29 protein-coding genes and 2 riboswitches are annotated in these 26904 nt (G+C 37.5%); of the genes, 19 read left to right on the top strand and 10 right to left on the bottom strand.

Translation table 11 applies throughout. From position 1 onward, the window contains the following. Position 1 precedes the first annotated feature (1 nt). From ACSKT4_RS03185 to ACSKT4_RS03215, 7 genes are all read left to right on the top strand, one after another. Positions 2–865, top strand: coding sequence for a metallophosphoesterase (locus tag ACSKT4_RS03185; RefSeq protein WP_186870819.1), 864 nt, complete (start codon positions 2–4; stop codon positions 863–865). 297 nt (positions 866–1162) lie between these two features. Beyond that, complete coding sequence (locus ACSKT4_RS03190) at positions 1163–1513, top strand: lmo0954 family membrane protein (protein ID WP_186870820.1); 351 nt, start codon at positions 1163–1165, stop codon at positions 1511–1513. A 117-nt stretch (positions 1514–1630) separates the two neighbouring features. Further along, a complete protein-coding gene (locus tag ACSKT4_RS03195) occupies positions 1631–2266 on the top strand; it encodes a PspA/IM30 family protein (RefSeq protein ID WP_186870821.1) in 636 nt (211 codons plus the stop codon). Positions 2267–2358: 92 nt separating this feature from the next. Continuing rightward, positions 2359–3084, top strand: coding sequence for a cell wall-active antibiotics response protein LiaF (gene liaF, locus ACSKT4_RS03200; RefSeq protein ID WP_186870822.1), 726 nt, complete (start codon positions 2359–2361; stop codon positions 3082–3084). After that, entirely contained in the window at positions 3081–4124 is a 1044-nt protein-coding gene (locus tag ACSKT4_RS03205) for a sensor histidine kinase (protein WP_186870823.1), read from the top strand. The genes liaF and ACSKT4_RS03205 overlap by 4 nt, the downstream gene beginning before the upstream one ends. Then, complete coding sequence (locus ACSKT4_RS03210; RefSeq protein ID WP_339217818.1) at positions 4117–4749, top strand: response regulator transcription factor; 633 nt, start codon at positions 4117–4119, stop codon at positions 4747–4749. The genes ACSKT4_RS03205 and ACSKT4_RS03210 overlap by 8 nt, the downstream gene beginning before the upstream one ends. A 100-nt stretch (positions 4750–4849) precedes the next feature. Beyond that, positions 4850–5014: a hypothetical protein gene (locus ACSKT4_RS03215; RefSeq protein ID WP_211741932.1), complete on the top strand. Its 165-nt coding sequence runs from the start codon at positions 4850–4852 to the stop codon at positions 5012–5014. Positions 5015–5062: 48 nt separating this feature from the next. Next, positions 5063–5162: riboswitch (purine riboswitch) on the top strand. 160 nt (positions 5163–5322) lie between these two features. Here ACSKT4_RS03215 and ACSKT4_RS03220 read toward each other — a convergent pair. Continuing rightward, entirely contained in the window at positions 5323–5922 is a 600-nt protein-coding gene (locus ACSKT4_RS03220; protein ID WP_211741931.1) for a TetR/AcrR family transcriptional regulator, read from the bottom strand. A 191-nt stretch (positions 5923–6113) separates the two neighbouring features. Here ACSKT4_RS03220 and ACSKT4_RS03225 point away from each other — a divergent pair, with 191 nt between their 5' ends. The 4 genes from ACSKT4_RS03225 (at position 6114) to ACSKT4_RS03240 (ending at position 11329) form a co-directional block, all read left to right on the top strand. Continuing rightward, positions 6114–6851 (top strand): SDR family NAD(P)-dependent oxidoreductase, encoded by a 738-nt coding sequence (locus ACSKT4_RS03225; protein ID WP_211741930.1) that lies wholly within the window; start codon positions 6114–6116, stop codon positions 6849–6851. 126 nt (positions 6852–6977) lie between these two features. Continuing rightward, positions 6978–7079: riboswitch (purine riboswitch) on the top strand. A gap of 237 nt (positions 7080–7316) precedes the next feature. Further along, positions 7317–9059 carry an adenine deaminase gene (gene ade, locus ACSKT4_RS03230; RefSeq protein ID WP_465822790.1) on the top strand — a complete coding sequence of 581 codons (1743 nt, stop codon included), beginning with the start codon at positions 7317–7319 and terminating at the stop codon, positions 9057–9059. Positions 9060–9441: 382 nt separating this feature from the next. Further along, the gene (locus ACSKT4_RS03235) at positions 9442–9966 is read left to right on the top strand and encodes a sigma-70 family RNA polymerase sigma factor (protein ID WP_465822791.1); all 525 of its coding nucleotides are present in this window, start codon (positions 9442–9444) and stop codon (positions 9964–9966) included. Then, positions 9959–11329: a DUF4179 domain-containing protein gene (locus ACSKT4_RS03240; RefSeq protein ID WP_465822792.1), complete on the top strand. Its 1371-nt coding sequence runs from the start codon at positions 9959–9961 to the stop codon at positions 11327–11329. The genes ACSKT4_RS03235 and ACSKT4_RS03240 overlap by 8 nt, the downstream gene beginning before the upstream one ends. Positions 11330–11514: 185 nt before the next feature. On the opposite strand, the gene ACSKT4_RS03245 is transcribed toward ACSKT4_RS03240, so the two are convergent. Beyond that, positions 11515–12978 (bottom strand): methyl-accepting chemotaxis protein, encoded by a 1464-nt coding sequence (locus ACSKT4_RS03245; RefSeq protein ID WP_465822793.1) that lies wholly within the window; start codon positions 12976–12978, stop codon positions 11515–11517. Between the two features lie 313 nt (positions 12979–13291). On the opposite strand from ACSKT4_RS03245, the gene ACSKT4_RS03250 reads away from it, so the two are divergent. The 4 genes from ACSKT4_RS03250 to ACSKT4_RS03265 all read left to right on the top strand — a co-directional run bounded on the left by ACSKT4_RS03250 (position 13292) and on the right by ACSKT4_RS03265 (position 16840). Beyond that, positions 13292–13768 (top strand): hypothetical protein, encoded by a 477-nt coding sequence (locus ACSKT4_RS03250; RefSeq protein WP_211741925.1) that lies wholly within the window; start codon positions 13292–13294, stop codon positions 13766–13768. 88 nt (positions 13769–13856) lie between these two features. Beyond that, positions 13857–14033: a hypothetical protein gene (locus ACSKT4_RS03255; RefSeq protein WP_465822795.1), complete on the top strand. Its 177-nt coding sequence runs from the start codon at positions 13857–13859 to the stop codon at positions 14031–14033. Between the two features lie 290 nt (positions 14034–14323). Next, positions 14324–15082: a MerR family transcriptional regulator gene (locus ACSKT4_RS03260; RefSeq protein ID WP_211741924.1), complete on the top strand. Its 759-nt coding sequence runs from the start codon at positions 14324–14326 to the stop codon at positions 15080–15082. A gap of 27 nt (positions 15083–15109) precedes the next feature. Then, on the top strand, positions 15110–16840 hold the full coding sequence (locus ACSKT4_RS03265; protein WP_465822797.1) for an ABC transporter ATP-binding protein: 1731 nt from the start codon (positions 15110–15112) through the stop codon (positions 16838–16840). A 54-nt stretch (positions 16841–16894) separates the two neighbouring features. Here ACSKT4_RS03265 and ACSKT4_RS03270 read toward each other — a convergent pair whose 3' ends face one another. Beyond that, the gene (locus tag ACSKT4_RS03270) at positions 16895–17911 is read right to left on the bottom strand and encodes a TIGR00341 family protein (RefSeq protein ID WP_186870835.1); all 1017 of its coding nucleotides are present in this window, start codon (positions 17909–17911) and stop codon (positions 16895–16897) included. 238 nt (positions 17912–18149) lie between these two features. On the opposite strand from ACSKT4_RS03270, the gene ACSKT4_RS03275 reads away from it, so the two are divergent. The 3 genes from ACSKT4_RS03275 to ACSKT4_RS03285 all read left to right on the top strand — a co-directional run bounded on the left by ACSKT4_RS03275 (position 18150) and on the right by ACSKT4_RS03285 (position 20873). After that, positions 18150–18977, top strand: a complete 828-nt coding sequence (locus tag ACSKT4_RS03275; RefSeq protein ID WP_465822799.1) for a GNAT family N-acetyltransferase — start codon at positions 18150–18152, stop codon at positions 18975–18977. Between the two features lie 63 nt (positions 18978–19040). After that, positions 19041–19559: a spermidine/spermine N(1)-acetyltransferase gene (paiA, locus tag ACSKT4_RS03280; RefSeq protein WP_186870877.1), complete on the top strand. Its 519-nt coding sequence runs from the start codon at positions 19041–19043 to the stop codon at positions 19557–19559. A 282-nt stretch (positions 19560–19841) separates the two neighbouring features. Continuing rightward, positions 19842–20873 carry a hypothetical protein gene (locus tag ACSKT4_RS03285; protein WP_465822801.1) on the top strand — a complete coding sequence of 344 codons (1032 nt, stop codon included), beginning with the start codon at positions 19842–19844 and terminating at the stop codon, positions 20871–20873. Positions 20874–20942: 69 nt separating this feature from the next. Here the strand turns inward: ACSKT4_RS03285 and ACSKT4_RS03290 are convergent, their stop codons facing one another. The 4 genes from ACSKT4_RS03290 to ACSKT4_RS03305 form a co-directional block, all read right to left on the bottom strand. Further along, positions 20943–21110, bottom strand: coding sequence for a hypothetical protein (locus ACSKT4_RS03290; RefSeq protein ID WP_186870838.1), 168 nt, complete (start codon positions 21108–21110; stop codon positions 20943–20945). A 76-nt stretch (positions 21111–21186) separates the two neighbouring features. Beyond that, the gene (locus ACSKT4_RS03295; RefSeq protein ID WP_186870839.1) at positions 21187–21393 is read right to left on the bottom strand and encodes a hypothetical protein; all 207 of its coding nucleotides are present in this window, start codon (positions 21391–21393) and stop codon (positions 21187–21189) included. Beyond that, complete coding sequence (locus tag ACSKT4_RS03300; RefSeq protein ID WP_186870840.1) at positions 21380–21631, bottom strand: hypothetical protein; 252 nt, start codon at positions 21629–21631, stop codon at positions 21380–21382. The genes ACSKT4_RS03295 and ACSKT4_RS03300 overlap by 14 nt, the downstream gene beginning before the upstream one ends. Before the next feature lie 83 nt (positions 21632–21714). Continuing rightward, entirely contained in the window at positions 21715–22335 is a 621-nt protein-coding gene (locus ACSKT4_RS03305; protein WP_186870841.1) for a DUF3298 and DUF4163 domain-containing protein, read from the bottom strand. Positions 22336–22480: 145 nt separating this feature from the next. Between ACSKT4_RS03305 and ACSKT4_RS03310 the strand changes: the two genes are divergently transcribed. Beyond that, a complete protein-coding gene (locus ACSKT4_RS03310) occupies positions 22481–23314 on the top strand; it encodes a radical SAM protein (RefSeq protein WP_186870842.1) in 834 nt (277 codons plus the stop codon). A 60-nt stretch (positions 23315–23374) separates the two neighbouring features. Here ACSKT4_RS03310 and ACSKT4_RS03315 read toward each other — a convergent pair whose 3' ends face one another. The 3 genes from ACSKT4_RS03315 to ACSKT4_RS03325 form a co-directional block, all read right to left on the bottom strand. After that, positions 23375–24655, bottom strand: a complete 1281-nt coding sequence (locus tag ACSKT4_RS03315) for a S41 family peptidase (RefSeq protein WP_186870843.1) — start codon at positions 24653–24655, stop codon at positions 23375–23377. Positions 24656–24837: 182 nt separating this feature from the next. Continuing rightward, positions 24838–25602, bottom strand: a complete 765-nt coding sequence (locus ACSKT4_RS03320) for a S1C family serine protease (RefSeq protein WP_186870844.1) — start codon at positions 25600–25602, stop codon at positions 24838–24840. A gap of 18 nt (positions 25603–25620) precedes the next feature. Next, positions 25621–26823 (bottom strand): zinc ribbon domain-containing protein, encoded by a 1203-nt coding sequence (locus ACSKT4_RS03325; RefSeq protein ID WP_186870845.1) that lies wholly within the window; start codon positions 26821–26823, stop codon positions 25621–25623. Positions 26824–26904 lie beyond the last annotated feature (81 nt).

Below are 26904 nucleotides of genomic sequence, written 5' to 3' on the forward strand. Positions count from 1 at the left end.
AATGCAAAGAAGAAAGCGGAAGAGTGTCAACAGTATAAAACGGTTCCTATGGATTTTCCATCTATTATTATTCTTTGGGGCACTGGGGAAGGCCTATTTCGATACGAATGTATTTAAAGTAAATAGAGTCCAATTTCGAACGAAAAAAGTTCCGGTGAAAACGAAAGTATCGATTTTACAAATAACAGACCTTCACAATAAGGTTTATCCAGATCAGTATGAAAAGTTGATAACGACAGTAAAAAACGCAAATGCTGATATGATAGTATTGACCGGAGATTTTATCAGTCGGAATACAGATGATTTTACAAATGTGTATGTCTTTATGGAGAAAATAAAACGAGCTCATCCCCATGTGTTTTTCGTAACTGGAAACCATGAATTGGCTAACGAAAATGTAGGGAGATTTTTGTGCGGAGTTCGTGATCGGGGCATTACTATCTTAGATAATCAAAACATCACATTTACAAAGGATAACACCGTAATTAATGTAGTGGGCGTTGATAATGCATCCACCGATCATGAAAATCTAAGCCAGGCATTTGCTGGTATAAAGGATAATCAGTATACGATATTACTTTCCCATTCACCGAGTACTGTCGATAAGTACAATGTGATACCAGCTGATTTAATTTTGAGTGGGCATACACACGGAGGTCAAATTAGGCTCCCTATCATTGGGGCTGTTGTAGGCCCAGAAAGAAGTCTTTTTCCAAGGTGGGAGAAAGGAATATTCGACTTGGGCCAGGGGCAGTTTTTGTACGTCGATAGCGGTCTCGGTACAAGTGGATATCCAGTACGTTTTTTGAATCAGAGTCAAATTAGTTTAATAGAGATAGTTGGGGATGGTTTAGGAGAGAGTTAGATCCCCCTTTAGCCCCAAATAGTTTTATTTGGGGCTTTGTTTTAATGGGAAGTTTATGAATTTTTGTTTCGGGAGAGAAGAGAAAAGACTGTTTTATGCCAAGGAGAAAGAAGAAAAAGTTTACAAATGTATTAGAGGCAATTCTAAAGGTTCACATCTTTAGGGTTGCCTCTTCTTGTTTATAAGCCCTATACCAAAATAAGCCCCTAGACCTAGTTCAAAATATAGCTGAGGCTCATTATCCAAAATCCTTTTTCTCGGTAAACTTAACTCATGATAAAGAAAGGAGGCAATCAGATGAGAAAATTTATGTTGTTTGTAGGAGGGCTAGTTGCCCTACTTGTATTATTAGTTAACCTAGGTCCAATGGTTTTATTAGGTCTTAGTGTTTGGTTGCTATATATCGTCTTCAAAAAGTTCGTGAAGAGTGATTCAGTTGCAGCTAAAATTGGTTGGATTATTCTAGGGCTCATTATTCTAGGAATCGGCTTTACCAATATTTACTCTGTCATTGGAATTGCAGCTGCATTTGCATTGTATTGGATAGTGAAAAACTGGAAAAAAGATGGAGATTCCCCCGTTATTCCTACTGATGACGGTGATCCATTTACAAACTTTGAACGCCAATGGGCAGATTTGAATAATTAAGATTTATGGATAAGTGGTGGAGCTTGGAGCATGAGCCTGAAAGCAAGAAAGATATCCCGGAAAACCAGCACATACGCCTTCAGACTACAATTCAAAAATAAAAGGAGAGAACTTATTATGACAAATGTTTTCACACGGATTAAAGATTCTATAGAAGCGGATTTACATGATTTACTGGACAAAAAGGAGAAGAAAAACCCAGTTTCAACGTTAAATCAATATTTACGCCAAGCAGAACAAGAGGTAGAGAAGGTGCGTAAATTAATTGAGCGTCAATATAAGTTGAAGGATGAGTTTTCAAGGGAATATTTGAAAGCAGCGGAAATGGCTGAGAAACGTGAAAAGCAGGCTTTTATTGCTGAAAAAGCGGGCGAGGAGCAAATGCATGCTTTTGCACAAAAGGAAAAGGAAGAATATCAAGCGCGTGCGGAAAGAATGAAGGCATCTCGCCAGGAAGCAATGGAGCAATTAGAAGAGCTGGAGCAAAAATATGAAGAAATGAAGCACCGGGTTAAAGATATGCGCCTTCGTCGGATGGAATTGATGGGACGTGAGAATGTTCTTCATGCCAATCATCAAATTAATCGCGTGATGGAAGAGGTATCTGATAAACCATTCTCTAAGTTCGCTGAAATGGAACGTTACATTGACAACCTGGAATACATGGTCAATAGTGCTTATTATAAGAGCACATTTGATAGTAAGATTGCTAAATTAGAAAAAGAAATGCAGGAAAAGGAAAAAGCGAATTAATTGAAATGCGCAAAAACGCATTAAAAATGGTATACTCATGACACAGGCCCAAGCAATTGGGCCTGTGTGAGTTGATAGGGGGGATTCCTGCTATGTTCAAGAAATTAAAAACAGATACACTCAACTGGATTATGATCGTAGGAGTAATCCTCCTTATTTTGGAAATTATCTTCCATTTTGGTGGGGCTGTTATACCTGCTATATTTTCCGCTATATTTGCTTATATAGGATGGAAAAACTTCCAGCATTTATGGGGGAAGGTTCTATTTTGGATTTTTATCGTCTCGTTTGTTTTCTGTATTTTAAACCTATGGGCAGTTCGTTTTCTGATTGTCGTGGTAATTGTACTGTGGCTTAAAGATTATTATGAGTCAAAAAATAGTAAAAGCTTAAAACCGACTCTCCCTAACCATGTCATTAATAATGATAAGCTCATTAAAATGAAGCCACTTTTTCAAAATAAGCTCTTTGATGATATGCAAACAGAAGATATGGCTTATCAATGGCGAGATGTTAATATTCATGGTGGGATTGGAGATCGGGTGATCGACCTGAGTAATACGGTACTTCCTAATGATACAGCGGTAATCTCTATCCGTCATTTAGTTGGCAATATCGAGATTTATGTTCCTTATGAAGTAGAGGTTAGTATTCATCATAGCTCGGTATTTGGTAGGGCACACATCTTTGATGAGAAAGATATGAAACTGGTGAATAAGTCACTCTTATTCCAAACAGAACATTATGATTCCACCTATCCTAGAGTGAAAATTATAACCTCTATATTTTCCGGTGATATCGAGGTGAAGCGCATATGATGACAGTACTTCGCCATATGATGATCGGGATTATGTATAGTTTAGTATTAGTAGTACTCTCGGTAGGGTTAACCTTTTTCTTACAGGATGAATTTAGTTGGTCCATGCTTTGGGAAAAGCAAATTGGTGATGTGTCCTTTCTTCTGACCGTCCTTGGAATTGCAACAATCTCTGGGGCGATTTTGGGAATCTCGATTGGTTGGTATTGGAAGCAACGAATTCAATATGTTGAGCGAAAGCTGGATAACGTAATCAAAGGTCAACATACTGATATAGATACGGATTCGTACAAGGAATTAAAAAGATTAGAACAGAAAATAAAGCAATTACAAGAAAAGATAAATAAGCAAGCGGAGCATTTCCAAACCCTTGCGACAAAGCGCGCGGAAGAGAGAGAACAAAGCTTACAAGAAATTGTTGTCCAAGAGCGTAATCGTTTAGCAAGGGAGCTACATGATTCAGTTAGTCAGGAATTATTTGCTGCCTCGATGATGATGTCTGCCATAAATGATACGGCAATCGAATTAGATAGCAAAATAAAAAAGCAACTTAGACTAGTTGAAAACATGATTCAACAATCCCAGCTAGAAATGCGGGCATTGCTGCTCCATTTACGACCTGTAGCACTAAAAGGAAAATCACTTCTGGAAGGTGTAGAAGAACTGTTAAAGGAGCTTATACAAAAGGTTCCGATGGACATCTCCTGGAAGGCAGAGGATTTCCAGCTTGATAAAGGGGTGGAGGATCAATTATTCCGTATTTTACAAGAATCGGTATCCAATACATTAAGACATGCAAAGGCAACAACTCTTTACGTGATGCTAATAAAGCGAGATAATATAGCGATTCTGCGGGTAAAGGATAATGGTGTTGGATTTGATATGAATACAGTAAAAACAGGGTCATATGGCCTACAGAATATGAAAGAACGTGCATTAGAAGTCGGTGGAACGATTAAAATTATTTCATTACCAAACCAAGGAACACAGTTAGAAGTGAAGGTTCCTATTATACGGAAGGAAGGTGAACATGGTGATTAAAGTCTTATTCGCAGATGATCATGAAATGGTAAGAATTGGTGTAACATCTTATCTCTCTGCTCAGCCAGATATTGAAGTGATTGCTGAGGCGAGCGACGGTGCCCCTGCTGTTAAGCTTGCGTTAGAGCTTAGGCCAGATATCATCCTAATGGATCTAGTAATGAAGGAAATGGACGGAATTGAAGCAACGAAACAAATTATAGAACAATGGCCAGAAGCAAAAATTATCATCGTCACTAGTTTTCTTGATGATGAGAAAGTATATCCGGCATTAGAAGCGGGTGCGACAAGCTATATGCTAAAAACATCGAGAGCGGAGGAAATAGCTAAAGCGATTCGCTCGACTTACCAAGGACAATCCGTCCTAGAGCCAGAAGTAACGGGAAAGATTATGACTAAAATGCGTGAAAAGCCTGTCACACATCTTCATGATCAATTAACCGATCGGGAAATGGAAATTCTTCTGCTAGTCGCGCAAGGTAAATCCAATCAAGAAATTGCCGATGAACTATTTATTGCACTAAAGACGGTGAAGGTGCATGTAAGTAATATTCTTGGCAAGCTTGGGGTTCAGGACCGGACACAGGCAGTAATTTATGCCTTTAAGCATGATCTAGTTAAGTAGGGATAGTGCCTTAGTGGCAAATAACTATTACCCTTTGTTCTCGAGTTATCTTATGATATAAATAGGCTGTTTTATCAAAAGCATGTAGGGGGGATTATGAATGAGGAAAAGGGAAATTATTATCTTGTCATCTTTACTATTTTTAATTGGTGCACTGGTTGGATTTTTAGCTTCTCCAATTAAGAAAGGTGTTCGTATCCATATTGCAGGTGTCACTACTACTAATCATCATCGTTTGAGAGAAAATGAATCAAAGGATACGTAGAGAAACAGGTTATGGATTGAATTCTAACTTTGGCGTGCTATAATAAACAATTAATTGTACCTATTTACTCATATAGTAGCAAGAATATGGCTTGTTTTTCTACTAGTTTACCGCAAATAAACTGACTATGAGTAGCATTATATCGTCACTCTATTATTATCTTTTCAGGCATGAAAGGCTCGGAAAAATGGTTATACTCGTAGAATTTAGAGTGTAGTCATTCTTCCCGAGCTTTTTTATTCTGTACACTAGAAGTTAGGGTACTGTGGAAAATAGAATAATAATTCGATTTAATAGCCGTATGTTAACTAATCCGTCCCAACAAATCGAACGGAAGCTATATGCGTCTGTGCTAACCGGATAACCTCCTCAATAAACTCTTCCTGAGAAGCCTCAAATTCTGTATTTATCCAGTGGGATATTAGCCCATAAAATCCATACGCCGTATAACGTGTAAAGTAATCCATATCTACTGGTAAATGGTCTATAGTTTCGAATTGGAACTGGTCTTGATAGATTTTTAGAATGGTTTGCGGAAATCTTGTATGCAATTCTGGAATCGTATCTTGATAGGTAATCAATTCAAAGAAGTTACCATTCTCATAAATATAGGAAATAATATTAAAAGAACTTTTAGTGAGATGAACGGTACTTATCTTTTGTTTAGATTGAAACGGTTTCCCGACTGCTTCTTCTAATCCGAGAAGCATTGTCTCTAGTAAATCCTCTGCCAACTCATATTTATCACGATAATGGGTGTAGAAGGTGCTTCGGTTATATTTGGCGTATTCCACAATATCTTTGATTGTGACATGCTGGAAGCCCTTTTCTTTGATTAACGCAATAAGTGCTAATTGGAAATGTTCTTTAGTTCGGTTTTTACGTGGAGTGGAGAGCAGTTCAGTCATTACGATACCCCCTGTAATAAACAGTTTACTAATATCTGTATAACTAATAGACAGTTACGTATAATATGTCTGCCTAATAGACAATAAGGACAGTATTGATGGTTGGATAGCAAAAAGTTACGTACTACAATTAAATTGTAAGCATTTAAATAAATAATTGTCTAAATACATTATAACAGGAGGAATGGATTATGGGGAAACTACAAGATAAAGTAGCAATCATCACTGGTGGCGTATCTGGAATTGGGGCTGCAACAGCGCGCTTGTTTGCTGCTGAAGGGGCAAAATTAGTGTTAGTAGATTTTAATGAAGAAAAAGGAACTACGTTTGAAGCAGAATTAAAATCGGAAGGCACTGAGGCTATCTTCGTAAAAGCGGATGTAACGAGTGAAGACGATGTAAAAAATATCTATGATAAAACATTATCAACCTTTGGTAAAGTAGATATTCTCTTTAATAATGCTGGTATCGGTGCTGTAAAACCTACAGAAGAATTAACGTATGCTGAATGGAGAAAAACAGTAGAAGTTGATTTAGACGGTGTATTTTTAGTTGCACAAGCAGCAATTAAAGAGTTCTTGAAGGCAGGTAGTGGTGTTATCGTCAATACAGCTTCTATGTATGGTTGGGTTGGATCGCCTGGTAGTGCAGCATATAATGCGGCAAAAGGTGGAGTGGTTAACTTAACTCGTTCTCTTGGATTAGAATATGCAGATCGTAATATCCGTGTCAATGCATTATGCCCAGGATTTATTGATACACCAATCTTAGGTGAAACAGATAGAGGCTTCCTAACTAATTCAACACCAATGAAGCGTTTAGGTAAACCAGAAGAAATGGCAAAAGCTGTATTATACTTGGCAAGTGATGATTCTAGTTTCATGACTGGTAATAGCTTAATTGTTGATGGTGGCTATACAGCTCAATAATAAATTTATCAACTTAAAAAATCCATGCTGAAATTCGTTCGGTATGGTTTTTTTATATATCCGTGGAATTAGTTATCGAAAGAATTTTTCTATTGAAATCTAATTACGGAGTGCTATAATACTAATAATTGCATACATCTATTCACTCATATAATAGCAAGAATATGGCTTGCGAGTTTCTACCAGTTTACCGTAAATGAACTGACTATGAGTAGCATTACATAGTAACAGATTTACATATCTATTACTATCTTTTCAGGCATAAAAGGCTCGGAGGTATTGCTATACTCGTAGATTATAGAGTGTAGTAGTCTTCCGAGCTTTTTTTGTAGATAGGAAAGTACAAAATTTTTCTTGAAAGCATAAGAAACACTACTACGCCCGTTAAAAGAAGAGTGAATGCTAGTTTTTCTAATTTTTTCTAAAGACAGATTGGATCCAAATTCAGAGATGGGGGAAGAAAAATTGAAAAAAAGTGAGCTAACAAAATTGATAAATGTTGCAGCAGGTCGCGAGGTTGCGGATCTTGTGTTAAAAAATGGGAAAATTATCGATGTTTATCAAGGCAGTATCCTACATGGTGACGTCGCGATTATAGATGGAAAGATTGCCGGGATTGGTGAAGCATATGAGGGGAAGGAAACGGTTGATTTAGAAGGGAAGTACATTGCACCTGGTTTTATTGACCCGCACATCCATGTAGAATCGTCTTATGTGACCCCAGAAGAGTTTGGCCGATTACTTGTACCACATGGAACAACTACCGTAATGGCAGACCCTCATGAAATCGTGAATGTAGCGGGGCTAAAAGGATTGGATTATATGATTGAGGCGGCAAAGCATACTGCATTAGATATTCAATATATGCTACCTTCCTGTGTACCTGCTACCAATATGGAAAACGCTGGTGCTGTGTTAACAGCATCGGATATGGTGGCTCCTTTGGAGGAGGGGAAAGCAGCAGGACTTGCTGAATTTATGGACTTTCCTGGGGTGATACAAGCCCAAGATAGTGTTATCGATAAATTATTAGTTGCTAGAAATTTAAATAAACGAATTGATGGACATAGTCCAATGGTGAGTGGTAAGGAACTAAATGCATATGTCGCTGCTGGTGTTGAAAATGACCACGAATGCTCCACTGTAGAGGAATTACAAGCTCGTATTTCAAGAGGGATGTATGTTTTCTTAAGAGAAGGGACTATTACACATAATTTGCGTACATTGTTAAAAGGAGTTACACCGCAGAATGCGCATCGCTGCTGTTTATGCGGAGATGATGTACAAGCAAAGACGCTTTTAGAAAAGGGGCACCTAGACAATTCCATCCGTATTTGTATCGAAGAAAACATGGATCCAATTACTGCAATTCAGATGGCGACGATCAATACGGCAACATGCTGCCAGTTACATGATCGTGGAGCAGTAGCACCAGGATTGAGAGCAGATTTGGTTATTTTTCAAGATCTTGACAATTTGGTAGTAGAACAGACGTATATTAATGGGGAACTAGTAGCAGATAAAGGAGAATATGTACTTCCATATACGAAAGCAGATACTTCTTCTGTGCAATCTAGTGTCCATATCGGTGATTTTTCGATTGAAAAGCTACGTTTGCAATTAACTTCTAATAAAGCAAGAGCGATTCAATATGTCCCAACAGAGGCATTGACGAATGAAGCAATTGTAGAGGTTGAACGGGATGAGACGGGAGAGTTTATATACAATCCTGCAAAACCAGTCGCAAAAATCGCTGTTGTGGAGAGACATAACAATACGGGAAATGTGTTTATTGGTTTATTTAAGGATTACGGTATTCAAAGAGGTGCTATTGGAATTTCTATTGCCCATGATTCCCATAATTTGATTGTCACAGGAACGAATGATGCGGATATGGCCATCGTCATTGAGAATTTAAAACAACAAGATGGTGGTGTCGTCTTAGTTAACAATGGTGAAGTCATCTCCAGAATGGCACTTCCAGTAGGTGGATTGATGAGTAATTTATCAGGTGAAGAAGTAGCAGCGGAGCAAACCATAGTAAACAAAGCAGCACGAGAAGTTCTAGGCATATCGGATGATGTAGATCCAATCATGACGTTAGGCTTTATGTCTTTAGCCGTTATTCCAACATTAAAGATAACAGACATGGGGCTTGTTGACGTGACAAAGTTTGAGTTTGTACCGGTTTCGGTTGAGGAGAACTAGTATAAAGAAAGAACTAATTTGATTACATGGCCTACTACTTCTTGAGGTGATTTTTAGCTCCATTAGTGATTATTTTTAAAGCGTAATAATAGGTTGATATGGAATCCATTTTGATGAGAGTCACTATGGATTCTTTTTAATTAATTACTTTGTATCCCATTCATTCTGTTATTAGTGTTTGTCTCTACCATTATTTCATCACGGGGAATTTTGCATATCGGTAACCATATGATGGGAGGAGAAGAAAGAAGTACCTTTTAAAAATAAAATTGATGGAACAAGAAGTAACCGCTAATCTTATGTAGTGGTTATTTTTTATATACAAAAATAAATGCAACGATTTCTCCCCCCTCTTTCGTCATGTATAGGAAAGGAGGACGACATGTACACCATACGCGATGTAAATAAAGCCAAAAAGGGAAACAAAAAAGCTTTTGCAAAAATAATTCAAGCTGAAAAACAAAGGCTATACCGCATTGCTTTCCTTTACGTTAAAAATGAAAATGATGCTGTTGATATCGTTCAGGAGGCAACCTATAAAGCGCTCCTATCTATTGGGAATATGAAAGAAATTAATCAAGTAGCGGCATGGCTAAAACGGATTACCATCAATTGTGCGATAGACTTTCTTAGACGCCAGAAGAAAGTTATCCCATTTGAAGATGGAAATGTAGAAATTGTGGAACAACGAATGGTTCATACCGAGGAAAAACTAGATTTATATGACCTATTAGATTACTTAAATGAAAGAGACAAGACAATTATTATTCTAAAATACTATGAGGATTTGACTAGTCGCGAAATTGCAGAATTCCTAGATTGTCCGGAGGGGACTGTGAAATCATCTTTACATCGGTCATTAAAATTATTAAAAGGAAAAATAGAGGAGGACTATATGAATGGATAATGAGATACATAACTTTAAGCGTAAAGTTCATGCAATTCCTATTCCTGAAGATAAACTGGATACGGCCATAACTAAAACTATTTCCACCTCTAGAAAGAAGAATAGAAAGCTCTATTATCTAATTGCTACGGCAGCCACCTTAATGATTATTTTATTTAGTTCTGCATTTGTTTCTCCTGTTATGGCGAAGATTTTAAGTCAGGTACCATTGATTGGGAGTGTACTATCCTATTTTGATACTGGGTTGGAACATGCCTCTAATGAAGGCTTTGTAACAAAAATAGGAGAAACATATGTCAGTCAAGATATTCCAGTAACGATTACGGAAGTTTACTATGATGATTTTCGATTAGTAGTAGGATACACGATACCAAATGTTGATGATTTGGGAGTATTCGAAGCATTAGATACTGAGGTGAAATTGGGAATTGATAATCAAACTGTTACTAGCATGAGTAGCCATAGTACATTGAAAGGTGACCAAGTGATTGGAACAATAGAAACTACTGCCACATTGCCGAATAGTTTTGCATTAGATGTGAGTTTTAGTGAGATTTTTCATACGAAGGGAGATTGGAACTTCCGAATCCCTGTTACTAAGAATACCAATACTTTAGCTTATGAAGTTGGTAAAACAAAAGAAGCGAATAACTATAAATTTGAAGTGTTTAGTATTCAACTAGGACCAAGTGGGACAAAAATCCATATGGAATTGGATATGCCGTTGGGGGATGATACAGCTTATGATTTTCTTGTTTATAACCATTATGGCAATAGGTTGGAGAGCATTGATTATACGAAGAAAATTATCCCTCTCTTAAAATTTGATAAGCAGGTTCTGAAGATGAATGCTTTATTTGAGCCATTACAAGATAACCTGATAACTATTGTACCAGTCATAGACGAAAAAGGGACTATAATTGAACTGGAAGAATTAGCGATTGAAGTTGATCTGAGTACGATAAAGGGACAAGAGGTCTCTAACAAAATTATGGATTTTGGATTAAGAGAGGATAAGGTGGACAAAAAAACCTACTTTATGGATTATATGGTAGAGGAAGTCGCTAGTGAAATGGGACTACAACTAGGAGAATATTTCAAAGCAGAATTACCAATATTTAATCTTGATTTAGCAATGGACTTCCAAAAAGAACAAGAAATTAATAATCAGACTGTGGTGAATCCTATTGTAATTATAGAGAAAAAATCAGGTGAGAAAGGTTATGTTGTTTATAAAACAGAAGATGGAGTAAACCATATTTTCCAAGTGCAGCTAAAGGATGAAAACTGGATAATAGAGGATTCGTTTACATTGCAAGGGAAAATGATAGGTGATTTAGAAATGAGTTATAACAAAGAGTAATAATAGGATTATGTTATGCTAGGACATCTTTTTGTTCTCCCATTCTTATTGTAACTAGGGGAACTTATTCTGATATCAATAAAGGAAATACTTTTTCTTGGAATCAAATAACTCACATTAGTAATGCCTCCTCAAATGATAGAATTGCAACTATCTTTTGGGAGGCATTACTTTACGTGAGTTATCTAAAATAAACCTTTTAGATTTTGGGTAGCTTTATTCGTCTCTTGAATTAATTCAGTAAGCTGTTCCTTATAATTAGTCTGTGATTGAACAGTAGCTGAAATCTCTTCTAGAGAAGCTGATGCTTGCTGTAATAAGGATGCAAATTCATTTACAGCACTCTCAATGGATACAGTCTCTTGGTCGATATTTTTAGCAAGTGTCCCAAAGGAATTCACTTCTTCTTTTAATTGGACAATGGATGCTTGAATAGAATCAAAGATAGATTGGTTTTTCCTTGTTCCTTCGATATTTTCATCCATTTTTCTTGCAACGGTATTCATTTGATCCTGTGTTTCTACATTGTTACAATGTATTTCATGTAATGTAGTAGAAATTTGAACAGCCGTTTTATCAGAAGTCTCTGCTAGTTTGCGGATTTCATCTGCTACGACGGAGAAGCCTTTTCCTGCTTCACCAGCTCTTGCTGCTTCGATGGAAGCATTGAGTGCAAGTAAATTGGTTTGGGAGGTAATTCCTTGAATAGCTTGAATGGAGCTTAAGGACGATTCAATTTTCTCACTTAATTGTTTCATATTCTCTTCAGTAAGTTCAAGAAACTCCTTGAACTCATTCATTTGCTCATTCAATACATGTGATTGTGTACGACCTTCATTAATCTGATCCGTGATTTGTGTCGTGAATTCACTGATTTGCTCAACTTGACTATTCATGGAAACAGCTTGCTTAGCAGTGGTTTCTACGGCTTCCGTGATATCGTTGATAGCATTTCCTTGTGACTGTGCCCCAGCAGCAATTTCTTGGATAGCAGAATTAAGTTCTTGGGTTGCTACTTTCTCAGCTTCTGACTGCTTTTCAATTGTGTACATATTATCTGCTATTACTTTAGAGTTTTCTGCTAATACAATACGTTGATTGGATTCTGCTTCTAATTTTTCCTGCATGGCCACTTGGCTAGAAGCAAGGTTTTTTTCCAAGCTACCCATAATTTTTTGCTGGAAAAATAATACAATAATAGCTAAGGAAAATAGTAGTAAATACGTGCCAAGATCAGATGAATAAATATCACCATTTAATGTGAAAGCAAAGATTAGTAATCCTAATCCAAAACATGTTCCGATTACATATAGAATTAAATTCATATATAGGGCAGAACAAATTAATAAAAAGTAAATTAATGATAGGTTATTCTCCGAAGGGCTAATTAAAATAATGGCACCTAACAGAATGACTAAACCGATTATAGACATATAAGAAATTAATTTTGTTAGGCGGTTCGTTATATGTAAGAAGGCAATAATAGCACACAATATTCCTCCACCAATGGCAATTGTCCATATGAGCAATAACGGTTTATTTAGGCTCATCTCCACTACTGTACCGAGAATAACGGAAAGTATTAACATAATGAGTATAATTTTATTCTTTTTCCGCAATGTTTCGTTGTTTAATTGTTCAAGTGTCATGTGAAATCTCCTTTATTTTATCATTTCCATTCATTATCTTAGCATAAAAAGTAGGTAAATGTATCTATATTTGAATGCTAGATAGTAAACTAATAATGCGGTCAATGCAGATGATTTAAGGAATGTTCAATCATTCCGGGTAAAAATCGATAGCATGTCTACATAGGATAAAAGTCCTTATTGAATTAACTTCTCTCACCAAACCTTCCTGAAACTGTGAAATCACTCTTAATTAAGTACCTATTTTAGCAAAAGCTCATTGAAACAAATCCGTTAATACTGACGTCCTATAGATAAAAAAGGAGGACTTCAATTGAAAAGGTTGTTATTTTACTTTGTCGTGTTAGCTTTTGTACTAACAGGTTGTAATACTAGTGCCGCTACTAAAGAGGGAGAGGAGGTCGATAAACCGCCTAAAATGTGGGTTGAAATTTCAGGTCAACAATATGAAACGGTACTTGGTGCCTATTGCTGGAAGTCGAATTCAACTGCTGAATGTGTGGATGTTGCTGGATCTGAAGTATTGCTAAAAGATAAGGAACCAATTGAGATAGAGGCAGGTGAAACCGTGACATTCGGAATGGACTACGAACCGCTACCGAATGAAGTTCATCTTACACAAACGAGTAATAAGGAAATTAAAGATGTCGCTGTAACGAATTTTACTTTTACAGCACCGGAAGAAGAAGGAGTCTACTATTATGATATTGGTGTTTGGTGGATGGATGAAAGTAATGAAGATGTTTCCGATGGTAATGCAATCTATGCAATTGCCTTAAAGGTGAAGTAGTGTAAAACACTTACCATTCAGCATTTTAATCCAAACTTTTGACCAACTTGATTATTCACGAGATAATAGCTGAAAAGGTGGGAGTTACATGAAATGTGGTACTAAAAGGTATGTAGTCGAAGCGGAACTTAATGGAACCAAATGGTTAAAAACGGTTATGGCAAGATCGCCTGCAGAAGCTAGGAAGAAGTTCCGTTTTTCCTATGGAAGTGATGCCTCAATAATCGCTGTTAAGCAAGTAAAGGGGAAGTTAGAATACCTGTAATAAATTGATAGCAATTACGCCATGACGAGGCTGGGACAAAACAAAAAGAATTAAATGTAAAACCGAATGATACACGATACTAGCTCCGGAAATATACGTAGACTCCTGCGGGAGGCTCACCAGCCGCCCGCGGAAAGCGAAGTATATTTCCGAAGCGGGGTCCTTGCTCATCATTCGGTTTTTCCTTTCAAATAAATTCTTTTGTCCCAACCTGTTTTTTTATTTTTGTATTGCACCTACAGTTACGTGAGGTCTTATAATGAAAGTACGAACTTTAGAGGGGGATTATAATGGGAAAACAATCATACCTAATAGGGGAATTCTCTAAGCGTACTGGAATTTCAATTAGAACTCTACATTATTATGATGAGCTTGGACTGCTTCGGCCCGAGAAACATCCGAGTTCTGGACATCGCTTGTATAAGGATGAAGATGTGGTTACCTTGCAAAAAATTGTAAGTCTGAAGTTCCTAGGGTATAGTTTGGATACAATAGGTGAGATGTTAAATCAGAAGAGCTTTACAGTTAGCCTTAATAGCACCCTAAACCTCCATGTGAAAAAGTTAGAAGAAGAAAAAGAAAATATAGAAAGATCACTAGCAGCGATCAAGAGAACGATTATGATTTTGGAGGAGGAAGGAGAAGTAGAAAGTTCTGTATTACTATCATTAATTAGTAGTATACAAACAGAACCACACCAGAAGGAATGGTTGGAAAAATATCAGTTGGAATCCGTGGCAGAGCTTATAGAAAGTAAGACAGAGGATGAAAAATTAGCGATCGATAAAGAGTATATCAAAGTGTCAAAAGGTCTCAAACGCTTATATGGGAGACCGTTTGAGGATAAGGAAGTAAAAGAGCTAGTTGAATCGTATATGGAAGCAGTTTTCAAATTTTTAGGAGAAGATGTTGTGACAGAATTAGGGGAAATAGATTTAGAGGAAGAAAAGATAATGGAATTAGAGACAATGGTTCCATCTCCTTTTTCAAAAGAAGAAGAGGAATGGCTTGCCAAAGCGATGGAATATTATATGGAAAGATCAACGTAAAAACGTAGAATATAGGAGATAAAAACGATGGAAAAAAATAATGGTTTTAAACCTTTTCTTACACTCATAAAATCGACTAATGTCCCGAAATTAGCTCTCACGATAGGGTTAATTGGGAGCGTCATTACGACGCTAATCGGATTGACAATCCCGATGTTAACGGGTGAATTAGTCGACGGCTTTTCGTTAGAATCCTTGAGCATATGGATTATTATCGCGATTGTTGTGGTGTTTATTTTGCAGGCTGTCGTGGACGGGGTGTCTACCTATTTACTTGCAGCAGTTGGGCAGAGGATTGTTGCTCGGATGCGTGAGATGATGTGGAATAAAATGATTCGTCTCCCGGTTCGCTACTTTGATAAGCAGGCAAGTGGGGAATCGGTGAGTCGGGTAGTGAATGATACTGGTATTGTAAAAGATTTAATTTCCCAGCATTTCCCTCAATTTATTGGGGGCATTATTTCCATTATTGGAGCCGTTACGATTTTACTTATCTTGGATTGGAAAATGACGTTAATGATGCTACTGGCGGTGCCAATTACAGCCGCAATCATGATTCCGTTAGGGACTAAAATGGCTAAGGTATCTAAAGGATTACAGGATGAAACGGCTACATTTTCTGGGATGATACAACATACTATCAGTGAAATTCGCTTAATGAAAGCATCGACAGCAGAATCCGTTGAGAAACAAAAAGGCGTAACAGGAATTGGTAAGCTCCTACAATTTGGATTAAGAGAGGCGCGCATTTTTGCTTTGATTGGTCCTCTGATGTACACGGTAATGATGCTTGTTATTGTGGTGATTATTGGGTACGGTGGTATTCGCGTAGCAGAGGGATTGATGACAACAGGATCATTAGTAGCATTTTTACTGTATTTATTTCAGATTATCTTTCCGATTACGTCGTTCGCGATGTTTTTCACACAGTTACAAAAGGCAAAAGGGGCGACAGAGAGAATTATTACGATTCTGGATTCGGATGACGAAGCCGGGCAAAAAGGAATTGAAATGGATATAACGGATAAATCAATTGAAGTATCGGATGTTTCCTTTGCCTATGAAGATGGAGAACCCGTTCTTCATCATGTATCATTTCAAGCTAACCCTGGTGAGATGATTGCTTTTGCGGGTCCAAGTGGTGGTGGGAAGTCTACCATGTTTGCTTTGTTAGAGCGATATTATGAGCCGACCACAGGTGAAATCAGAGTTGGCAATACATCCATTCACCAATTATCATTAGCGTCATGGCGCAGTCAGATTGGATATGTATCCCAAGAAAATGCGATGATGGCTGGAACGATTCGAGAAAATTTAACCTATGGGTTACCTGAAGCCGAAAGCATTCCGGATGATCGCTTATGGGAAGTGGCGAAAATGGCTTATGCTGACGGATTTATCCAGGAATTCAGTAATGGAATGGATACAGAAGTCGGCGAGCGGGGAGTAAAGCTTTCCGGTGGACAACGGCAGCGGATTAATATAGCACGTGCATTTTTACGAAATCCAAAAATTTTAATGATGGATGAAGCCACTGCAAGCTTGGATAGTCAATCAGAGGGAATTGTTCAAGCGGCATTAACAAGGCTAATGGAAGGTAGAACGACCTTTGTTATTGCCCATCGACTATCCACGATTGTTGATGCAGATAAGATTATTTTTATTGAAAAAGGGACTGTCACTGGAGTTGGTACACATCAGGAGTTAGTGGAAAACCATGAACTGTATAGAGAGTTTGCCGAACAGCAGCTAACGTAAAAGAAAAGGAGAGCTCTTCTAGCGCTACCCAAGCGTATAGGAGCTCTCCTTTAGTTATATTAAATCAAGATTATTACTAAAAAGAATGACAATTACTAATAGCAGAATGACTAAGCTAACAAACAGGATTGATCGTTTTCGTGAAGTTTTCGCTTTCTCTACTTCACTCCACCTAACCGGACGAATGCCACTTAAAGAAAATACAATGATACCTGCCAAAATAACGGAGGTAATATTCCCTACTAGTAATAGAAGTGATCCATAGGCTTCCTTCCACAATCCAGATCCTATGGACATCCCCAAGACAACATTAGGTGGTATAAGAGCTACAGCGACCATGACACCTACTAATGATCCTGGAAGTCGATTCAAAATGGATAAAGCACCAGCAATTCCGGTGACAAAGGCTAATACCATGTCGGCAATGTTCACATGAGTTCTCGTTGCAAATTCACTGCTGTCTAATGGTACTGGGAAAAAGAAGGTAAACCCTATGGATATTGCTATAACAATTGCAACTGCATATAACAAGGTAAAGGAGGCACTCCGTAGTAAGGAGAAATCCCCCAGTATAGATGAAAAGGCAATGGATATTACTGGCCCAAGCATTGGGGCAATTACCATCGCCCCAATAATCACGGCAGGACTATTTTGAATAAACCCAATTGTGACAACAACGGCTGCAATCATCATCATTAACGTATAATTTAGCGTAATATGGCTTGATTTAGTAATGGTACCTAGTAATTCCTGTCTGCTGACACGTTGTAATTTTCTCGTGTTTTCCTCGGTTTCTTGCTGTCTCTGTTCTTTTTCCTCCTTAGATAATTGCTTCATATATGTATGAACGGGAAAAAGCAGCACTTCAAATCCTTCCGTAAGCTGTGCTTGTTTTTCCAGATAGTTTAATATTTCTTCGGTATCCTTTGTTCGTACGAGCACACGGATTAATGTACGATCCGCTGTTTCCTTTGATATCCAATAAGAAACATGGGGATAGTTTTTCAAAGCTTCATCTGTCCGGCCAAAAATTTGTTCTGGGACATATGCCTCAATTAACTGTAATTCCATCGTTAGTTCTCCTATGCGTAATGTTTAGTAGTATCTTTTCCATAAATAGCTTGTATTAGAATAGATTGGGGTTTTATAGGTGTGTGGTAAAAAATTCTAAATATTATGTTATGATGAGTGTGAGTATATATTAGAATAGTAGAGGTCTAATGGAAGGATTGACTCGAATCGGCTAATGATGTGGTCATCGGAATAAAGTTAGTAAACTGAAAATAGATGATAGAGAAGAGGAAAAAATATGATTTCAGAGTTAACTAGAGATGGGTTTTATATGTGTAGGGATCTCTTATATGAAGACGGGCAAATAGAAGCGAAAGCAATAATAGAAGGGATCAATCCCGGTCGTGTATTTGTGGATGATCGTAATTCTCCTACTACTGGACTTATTTGGTTAGGCAATAATGATGGATTTATTTTTATTGGTAATGAGAAAAATGATAGCTTTAATTCCGAATTAAACCAATTCATTGATTCGGTAATTCGGATAGAGGCAATGAAAGTGGGCTTGGACTTTTTTGAAGGAATTGGTAATCATCCGAAGTGGAATGAGACAATTCAAAAGCTGTTTGAACATCGGCAAGTAGGTAGCTGGAAGCAAAGAGTTTATATTCTGGAACCAAAGGACTACAGGAAAATCTATGAGCCTGATATGGAACCAGGATATGATATGGTGAAAATAGATGAATCTCTCTTTGAAAATAAAGATGGTTCGATTCAAAATATAACGAAAATACAAAATAAAGTGAGTGAAAATTGGGCATCAAGAGAGATTTTTTTTCAAGAAGGAATTGGTTATGGCATTGTCCATGAGAATAACATAGTTAGTACATGTCTTTCTGGTTTTGTTGCAGAGAAAACACATAGTATCAATATTGAAACGCTAGAAAAGCATCGAGGAAAAAAGTTAGCGCAAAAATTAGCTCATGCCTTTGTTCAAGCGTGTTTGGAGAGGGAGTATACACCTTATTGGGATTGTATGGAATCAAATAAGCCTTCTATTGCCATTGCTGAAAATGTAGGATTTAAAAAGGCATTCACTTATCTAGGGTATGATTTTTACTTTTAATTGACCTTATCTAACGGAGAAGACAAATTATTTAAGTGTTCTATGAAGGAGCGGCGTAATGATATGACGATAACGATAATTAAATGCACCATGGAAGATTTACACATGCTTCAAGAAATTAGTTATGAAACGTTTAATGAAACATTTAAACATCAAAACACAGCAGAAAATATGAAAGCCTATTTGGAAAAGGCATTTAATTTAAAGCAATTAAAAAAAGAATTATCTACGATTTCCTCTCGATTCTATTTTGTCTATGTAGATGGAAAATTAGCTGGATATTTAAAGGTTAATACAGAGAATGCTCAATCAGAAGATATGGGTGCTGAGTCACTAGAAATTGAGAGAATTTATATTAAGCAGGATTATCAAAAACATGGTCTTGGTAAATATTTAGTAAACAAAGCAATCGAATTTGCAATGGAACAGAACAAAAAGAAAATTTGGCTAGGTGTTTGGGAGAAAAATGAAAATGCAGTTGCATTTTATAAAAAGATGGGGTTTGTTCAAACGGGATCCCACTCCTTTTATATGGGAGATGAAGAACAAATAGACTTTATTATGACCAAAACGCTTATATGATGATTTATAAAACAAAAGTTTATGATGGACTAACTTAGAAAATTATACTACAAGGACTCGACGTAAGGGATTGATTCGGAATGAAACAGGACTTGCTAAAAAAGGGAAAAGATAGAACGGTGAATGCTGAAAATCTGTACAATTTTATAAAACAACATGCTATTTCTTATTGGCCAAGATTTGAAATAGTAGCTTTTGCGCTATATGATAAAGACGGTGTTTACCTCTATAATCATATCAAGTTTGATTGCGATAATGAGCCGTATTGTTATGTCGAATGGGATGAACAATTCAGGCGGTGCAGATACACTTATTTTGTATGAGGATTATCCGACAGCGATCGTGAATGTAGAACATTACAGCGATATGGAGCGTATTTATTCGATTGTCGTGCATGAGTTATTCCATGGATTCCAACACCTTCAAGGAGAAAAACGATTCCCTAATGAGTTACTAGGAATGAACTATCCATTACTAAAAGAAAATATAGAATTACGTAATAGAGAAAGGCAGTATCTTTATCATGCGGTGATGGCTACTACGAAGGAAGAACAATATCGTTCATTAACACAATTTATTGCTGCTAGGGAAAGTAGAAGAACGGTGATGGGGCAGTATTTAGATTATGAGCTTTCTATTGAAACAGTAGAGGGTCCTGCTTTTTATGTAGAATCACAGGCTTATCGTCATATGAGCCATAAGGCATATGCGGATAGTTTAACGACATATCGTAGTAGTTTACTAAATAATAGCGAGTCGTCGAGGATGCTGCGCAAGAGTTGTTATAGCTCTGGATTATTCCTTTGCTCATTGCTTGATGAGCTTGCTCCTGCCTGGAAAGAGACGTTTTTTGCATCAGATAACTTGTTATATGACATGTTAAAGGAACTGGTGGAATGGCAACCTTATCGTATCCATGACTTAGAAATTAGTGACGAGACCATTTCAATTATAGAAAGTATTACAAAAGAAAAAGAAGAAATCTTTCTTCAATTTGAGCAAACAAAGGGGTACCATGTTTATTTAAAAGGTGACATGGTTTCCAAAGGGTTCGACCCGATGAATGTGATAGTTAAGGACAATAAACGTTTACATAAGCATTTTATTTCGGTTGCGATTAACGACAAGGTTTTTCAAATTAGTCAGCCTGTTATTGTTGATAGTGGTGATACGTTTAGTGCGATAGAACAGCTACACCTAGTGCTAGATGAAAAACCGATTATACGTGATGGGGTAATCTTTATGGAAGGAATTGGGGAAGTGAAAGGGAACCTGGTGGAGAAAGAACATATGTATTATATCGTTTTAGAATAGAACGTGCTTCATATCAGTCTTTGGACATGCTCAGGGATTCCCTGAGCATGTGAGGCTTTTTCTTGTTGTCTAAAGATTTTCCGTGTCAATTCGAGGGTATTCTTTTTCAACTGCTGACTCCATGGCATTTCTGCTATGCCTTTCTTCGCTCGAGGTTTGATCATTATCTTGATAATTATTGATTTTATTAGGTGTAAAACGATGATTACGGTGGGATTGCTTATTGCCTTGCTTCACAATACAAACACCTCCTTCTACTACTATGTCCAAATCAAACAAAAAAACCAACACTCCAGGTGAGGTTGGTTTTCCTTTAGTTAAGGAACACATGCTTATCATATAGATCTATCTTTTCTTCTAATAGTGTTTCATCATTCATGTCGTACCAGTTTATAATCAAATAAATAGTGTTCATTTTATCTGGTAAGATAGTTGTTTCCCCAGAGCTTTCTGTAATTCCAGTCGATATTTTTGCTATATTTTTATCAACATTATATTTAAATGTATCATTTTGAAGCAAATACTTCTTTACCATCTATTTCAGCAAATACCTGAATCTGGTATGAATTAGTTAGGAATTCTGAAGTATCCTTCATTGTTAAGACTGCATTTCCTGCTTTTACCAGTTGATAGGAATTAATGCTCCAACTTTCACCTTCACCTGTTAAGGAATAGTAATAATGATTATTTACTACCTGTTCATTGCTACAACCGACTAATGTTATGACCAATAAAACAATCCCTAATACTTGCTTCATTTTCTATTGTCCTCACTTCAGCGATCATTGGTTTTTATTGGAATTTTCTATTTCATCATACCATATTGTTCAAGTCGGTGGGGTTAATTATTCTCCGCTAATCTTCCTAATGGACCATCTTCCTTGATAATATCTTGAATATCGTAAATAGATATAGGAAACATTGGGAAACCAAACACATATGGCGTAATGTCGTATAGCTGGAAATAAATGACCAGAGTTTTATCAGCTAAATAGAAATCCTGGTTAGGGCTTATTACGGTAAAATCATCGATTAATTGGATATCGCGTTGCTTAATTTGTACATGGATGATCTCGGAGAGCCTTGTGATATAATCGCTACCTGGTTTAAAGAGGTCTTTTAGTTTAAGCCTTTTCCCAGTTTTTAAATCAAAGGATAGGGATCGTTTAAATGTCATCCCATGTGCCGCTCGATCATGGTAGGTATAATTGGTTAACAAGATACTGAGAATATCGCGTTGGTTGTTTTTGATTTCATATGTCCCAAGCATTTCTACCACGGTTTGTGGGTTATCGCCGGTTTGTAGATTGATTAAGGATTGCGTTTCTTGAATAATGGGTTGATTGATAAAGTGTTGTAGATGTAGATTGTTCATTTGTACTACTTGAGGATAATAGACTATTTTTTTCGGACCTGCACTTATTTGTCGCGTTCTTATCTGAACGGGGAATGAATTAGGCATATATCTCACACCTTTTTGATTAGTTTATTCATAGGTGGTTGCGATGTGATAATAAAGATGTTGAGAGAAGTGAGAATAAAAACTTTATCGGAGTAGATTAGCGGAGTAAAATAGAATAAACAGTGGATTTTGGGAGGTGGATCAAGTGAACATTCAGTTGCAGGAAATCGTTTCCAAGTCAATATTGACTGAAGCAAAAGGCTACTTAGATGTTGGATTTACCCATTCATTAAATCCTTATAGTGGCTGTGGCTTTGCGTGTTTATATTGTTATGTTCGAGAAATGCCCATCCAACGATTTAAAGACATTCCATGGGGAGAATGGGTCAATATTAAAAAGAACGCGGCGGAGAATTACCGGAAAGAGATGCAAAAATTGCGTAAAAAGGATACAGCTGTCAATATATTTATGGCGTCTGCTACAGACCCATATCAGCCTATAGAGCGGGATGCCCAAATTACACGAGGAATATTGGCAGAGATGATAGAACATCCACCTGACTTCCTACAAATCCAAACACGAGGACCGCTTATTGAACGGGATATGGATTTGCTTTTACAACTTAAAGAAAGATGTGATGTCCTTGTATCGATGACGATTGAAACGGATCGAGAGGATATGAAGCGGATTTTTGCCCCCTATGCCCCTGGTGTAACATTGCGCTTAAAGGTATTAAAAAGATTGCATGATGCAGGGATACCAACCCAGGCATCTGTTTCACCAGTGTTACCATTTACTCCAAACTTTGCAAAGGTTTTGGAAGATAGGGTTGATCATGTTTGGATTGATACATTACGTATTGGGGATGGTTCGATGGGGCGACGATCAGCTAGGTTAGGGATGCCGGAATTGTTTGAGAAGCATGGCTTGTCCGAGTGGTATCGTCAGGATATTCATGTTGCGGTTGAGAAATATTTTAAGAAGTATTTTCCTGATGATAGGGTGCGTGTTTCGAAGGACGAAGCTTTTCTGAAGTGAAGAAGGCTAATAAAAACACTTATAACGGCTAAGATTAGCGCGGTTATAAGTGTTTTTTTATCATCTATGGGCTTTGTTTTTCTCGTTTAAGATTTCCATTGCACAACACATATCGATATCTTTTCGTATATGCTCTGGTGTCCATGGAATGTAAATTTCTGGTTTAATTCCAGGTTCTGCACCAGGCTTCCGTTTATCGAGCTGATTTAATCTGGATGTTGGATACATCAATTGGAATTGGTTGTTCCACTTTATATCAATTAAATTAGAGTAATCATTGACCCCCATCGTTGGTCTACCGAGTACGGTAATCTTCGGTGACTTCTTACACAGCCAGACAAATATGTCCCCAGCACTTCCACAATAATTATCAGTTAATACAACGATATGCTTTGGGGATTTCGTTCCGGTTATTTCGTATTCTTCCTCGTCCTCAATGGAAACTAAACCTTTCCCCCTATGTTTAACCCAGACTTCTTCTTTCCAGCGGGTTAAACTATTACGATATTCCTCGTTATCTATCTTCGTAAGCTCCTCATTAATGGATTGAATCATGAAGTCTGCATTTCTATCTGTAATGTTGAAATTCATGAAGTAATCTTGCATATCTATCGTTATTTTATGGTCAGGGAAAAGATATTTTTCTAGAGATTGGTATGCAAGTGTACTTCCGCCATAATTAATTCTAACATCAATAATGAGATTTTTCGTAGCTGCCAGTTCCTGCTCATGCTTTGAAAGGAGTGTTGTCAGTGTATCTGGTTCATTGAAATCGGTTAGTGTCATGCATAATGTATCTTCAGCTACTTTCGTTATGGTGTGTTGTGGCACATATTCAGGCTTCTCATACTCTTTTAGTTCCATGAACTCCGTAGAGCCATCTAGGTGGATAATTTCAGCTACATCATAGTTTCGGATAATTTTTCGCCAATCCTCACGTTCTGCTTTCATTTCCATTAATTCACGTTGATGTTTTCTTACTAGCTCCGGAATGGGCGTGTTGTTAAGGGATAGGATTGCATCGCCAGGCTTTAAACGTTTCTCTCCCGATAGTGTGGTGACATACAATTTATCTTGGTATCGCCTAACACGAAATCCATTATCCAATTTCTTTTGTGTTTCAGCTTGGATGAGGTTGAAAAAGATATGTGGGTCCTGAAAATCTAGTAAATAGTCTTCCACGATTTTTAGAAAGGAGTGAGGCGTTAGGTTAGAATTTCTTTCTAGTTCCATAATCTTACTTTCAAATTCTTCTGGGTTATCCCAGCCTTTTTTATCAAGATAACCAGCATAATCATGATGCATAATATCGACTAGTTCACGAAATATATCTGTATACAATGGTTTGTCCCCCTTGACCATGTTGGTTTACAATAATCGTAGTATAGTTAGAAAATTATTACAATATGTCATAGGACGGACTTTTGCCTCAGTCTTAGGGTGGAGGGGGGTGTTAATGTAATCTTGCCTAAGAAATCAATTTAAATTCAATAATAAAGTACCATCCAACACAAACAATTAATCTATTCAACCCCAGGTAGCGTAGTCATTGGTGATGCTGACCATCCTTTAATCAATGAAAGTACGTCAATAATTGGGATGCTGAATCCAATGGTTCCAACTTCGGAGGCAGCGGAGTTAATGCCGATGACTTCTCCTGTTTCACTTAAGAGGAGGGGACCACCGCTATTTCCGGGAGCAATGGGGGCGGAGATTTGGTAGGCATCGGAGTACGTATATGGTGGGAGCTCAAAGTCTCTTCCAACCCCGCTGATGATGCCGGTTGTTACGGTGTTGTCTAAGCCAAGGGGATTGCCAAGTGCTAGTACGTCCTCACCGACTTCTACCTTATCCATTCGTATGGATAAGGGTTCAAGACCTTGTAACCCTTCGACTCTTACTAAGGCGATATCGATATCACTACTAATGCCGATGACAGTTCCGGTAAATTGTTGTTCATCGGAAGTAACGATCGTCACCTCCTTCACACCATGAACAACATGGGCGTTGGTAATCACATCGCCCATGTCGTTATATAAGAACCCAGAACCGATGGAGCCATCGGCGAGTTCAATTTTTACTACTTTCGTTTGTGCTTCTTGAATAATATCCTTTAACGCGGTTTCACCTGCTTTATCTTCTTCAATTGAAGCGTTATTCTCTAAGAGAATGCTAGACGGTTGGTCAAGCTGACCAGGTATTGTGCCCTTGATCATGAAAAAACCGGTGATTCCAATTCCCAAAACGACAGCGGTTAGGACTAGACTAATAATCCAATGTTTATTCATTTGCTCCACTTCCCTTCATTACAAATCGAAGTACCAGGTAATATTAGTGATTTCAATATAAGCCTCTTGGTTCACATCCTCAATGACACCTTCGAATATTCCTTCATCACCTGGGTTTAATTCATATGGCTCAACAAATAATATGTCTTCAAAGAGAAAGTTCCCTTCTTCATCAAAGATAGCTAAATAAACGGTTAACGAATAGATTGGAACGGTGGCTGTACTAATAAGAGTACCGGAAATGGTGATGTCACCATTCTCTTCAAGCACTGCATCGAAGTAGGTAACTTCTACAGCTGCAGTGCGATTATGCAGGTCGTCTTGTACCGCCTGTTCTTCAAAGGCAGTGATTGCCTGTTCTATTTCATCTTTAAAGGCTAATAATTGCTCGTTATTGGAGCTATAATTTAATCCTTTATTCAACATAGCGAGTGCTTCTTCAAAATATCCATCCGTATAAAGTGTACTTGCCTCCTCGAAAGCAATTTGAACAATTTTATCCATAATCTCTGTTTTTACAGCTTCCGCTTCGGTATTGGATAATGCCTCTAGCGTATTGAGTTTATTGGCTAGCTCATCGATGTTCGTTATGGTAGGGAGCTCCAATTTTATTTTTTCAATCGTGATAGTTTCCTCTTCTGCCGTTATAAGGACTTCAAAGGAAGTGAAAAGCGGACTATTTTCGGCTGCAAGTTGATTGGTTAATGTAGTCAGCTCTTGTTCAGCCTGATCAAACTGTTGATTCGCTGACAGTGTCAAGGCAGCATCAAGCTGATCGGCAAATGTTTGGGCACGATTAACTTCGTCTAGGTTTTGTTGTAATACGTCATAATCTGGTCTGATTTCGATTGCATCTTCTAGCAGTTTAGTGGCTTCTGTAAAATTTCCTTCTAAGGCATTTGCCTCTGCCGTTTGTTGTAATTCTAGTACCTGATCATTTTTCCTTTGCTCTGATAAATAAGTGAAGATAAGGAAAACAGAAACCAATACGAGACTTATAAGGGGGATAACGTAAGGGAATAGCGAATGAGTGATTAATGTTTTTTTACCATTTGTTTCAACCTGGGGTGGGCTAGTTTCATGAGAGTGTATCGAAGTATTCGGTGTTTCCGGTGACTGGATTTGTTCTGTAATTTGATTATCTTGGTCAACCTTTGCCCCACAATTTATACAAAAAGTAGATTCGTCCACTAATTTATCGCCGCATTGATGACAAAACATGTGATTCCTCCTAACTGGTAACAGTAATAGCAATTATCCTATCCTATTAGAAATTCCCGGAGAAGGTGCTTGGGTAGCTTG

Source organism: Ornithinibacillus liuyingii, assembly GCF_055550225.1.

What these genes read in the sequence shown, in the direction of transcription:
- ACSKT4_RS03185 (WP_186870819.1), top strand. Translation starts at nt 2, where the DNA reads ATGCAAAGAAGAAAGCGGAAGAGTGTCAACAGTATAAAACGGTTCCTA.
- ACSKT4_RS03190 (WP_186870820.1), top strand. Translation starts at nt 1,163, where the DNA reads ATGAGAAAATTTATGTTGTTTGTAGGAGGGCTAGTTGCCCTACTTGTA.
- ACSKT4_RS03195 (WP_186870821.1), top strand. Translation starts at nt 1,631, where the DNA reads ATGACAAATGTTTTCACACGGATTAAAGATTCTATAGAAGCGGATTTA.
- liaF (WP_186870822.1), top strand. Translation starts at nt 2,359, where the DNA reads ATGTTCAAGAAATTAAAAACAGATACACTCAACTGGATTATGATCGTA.
- ACSKT4_RS03205 (WP_186870823.1), top strand. Translation starts at nt 3,081, where the DNA reads ATGATGACAGTACTTCGCCATATGATGATCGGGATTATGTATAGTTTA.
- ACSKT4_RS03215 (WP_211741932.1), top strand. Translation starts at nt 4,850, where the DNA reads ATGAGGAAAAGGGAAATTATTATCTTGTCATCTTTACTATTTTTAATT.
- ACSKT4_RS03220 (WP_211741931.1), bottom strand. Translation starts at nt 5,922, where the DNA reads ATGACTGAACTGCTCTCCACTCCACGTAAAAACCGAACTAAAGAACAT.
- ACSKT4_RS03225 (WP_211741930.1), top strand. Translation starts at nt 6,114, where the DNA reads ATGGGGAAACTACAAGATAAAGTAGCAATCATCACTGGTGGCGTATCT.
- ACSKT4_RS03235 (WP_465822791.1), top strand. Translation starts at nt 9,442, where the DNA reads ATGTACACCATACGCGATGTAAATAAAGCCAAAAAGGGAAACAAAAAA.
- ACSKT4_RS03240 (WP_465822792.1), top strand. Translation starts at nt 9,959, where the DNA reads ATGGATAATGAGATACATAACTTTAAGCGTAAAGTTCATGCAATTCCT.
- ACSKT4_RS03245 (WP_465822793.1), bottom strand. Translation starts at nt 12,978, where the DNA reads ATGACACTTGAACAATTAAACAACGAAACATTGCGGAAAAAGAATAAA.
- ACSKT4_RS03255 (WP_465822795.1), top strand. Translation starts at nt 13,857, where the DNA reads ATGAAATGTGGTACTAAAAGGTATGTAGTCGAAGCGGAACTTAATGGA.
- ACSKT4_RS03260 (WP_211741924.1), top strand. Translation starts at nt 14,324, where the DNA reads ATGGGAAAACAATCATACCTAATAGGGGAATTCTCTAAGCGTACTGGA.
- ACSKT4_RS03265 (WP_465822797.1), top strand. Translation starts at nt 15,110, where the DNA reads ATGGAAAAAAATAATGGTTTTAAACCTTTTCTTACACTCATAAAATCG.
- ACSKT4_RS03270 (WP_186870835.1), bottom strand. Translation starts at nt 17,911, where the DNA reads ATGGAATTACAGTTAATTGAGGCATATGTCCCAGAACAAATTTTTGGC.
- ACSKT4_RS03275 (WP_465822799.1), top strand. Translation starts at nt 18,150, where the DNA reads ATGATTTCAGAGTTAACTAGAGATGGGTTTTATATGTGTAGGGATCTC.
- paiA (WP_186870877.1), top strand. Translation starts at nt 19,041, where the DNA reads ATGACGATAACGATAATTAAATGCACCATGGAAGATTTACACATGCTT.
- ACSKT4_RS03285 (WP_465822801.1), top strand. Translation starts at nt 19,842, where the DNA reads ATGAACAATTCAGGCGGTGCAGATACACTTATTTTGTATGAGGATTAT.
- ACSKT4_RS03300 (WP_186870840.1), bottom strand. Translation starts at nt 21,631, where the DNA reads ATGAAGCAAGTATTAGGGATTGTTTTATTGGTCATAACATTAGTCGGT.
- ACSKT4_RS03305 (WP_186870841.1), bottom strand. Translation starts at nt 22,335, where the DNA reads ATGCCTAATTCATTCCCCGTTCAGATAAGAACGCGACAAATAAGTGCA.
- ACSKT4_RS03320 (WP_186870844.1), bottom strand. Translation starts at nt 25,602, where the DNA reads ATGAATAAACATTGGATTATTAGTCTAGTCCTAACCGCTGTCGTTTTG.
- ACSKT4_RS03325 (WP_186870845.1), bottom strand. Translation starts at nt 26,823, where the DNA reads ATGTTTTGTCATCAATGCGGCGATAAATTAGTGGACGAATCTACTTTT.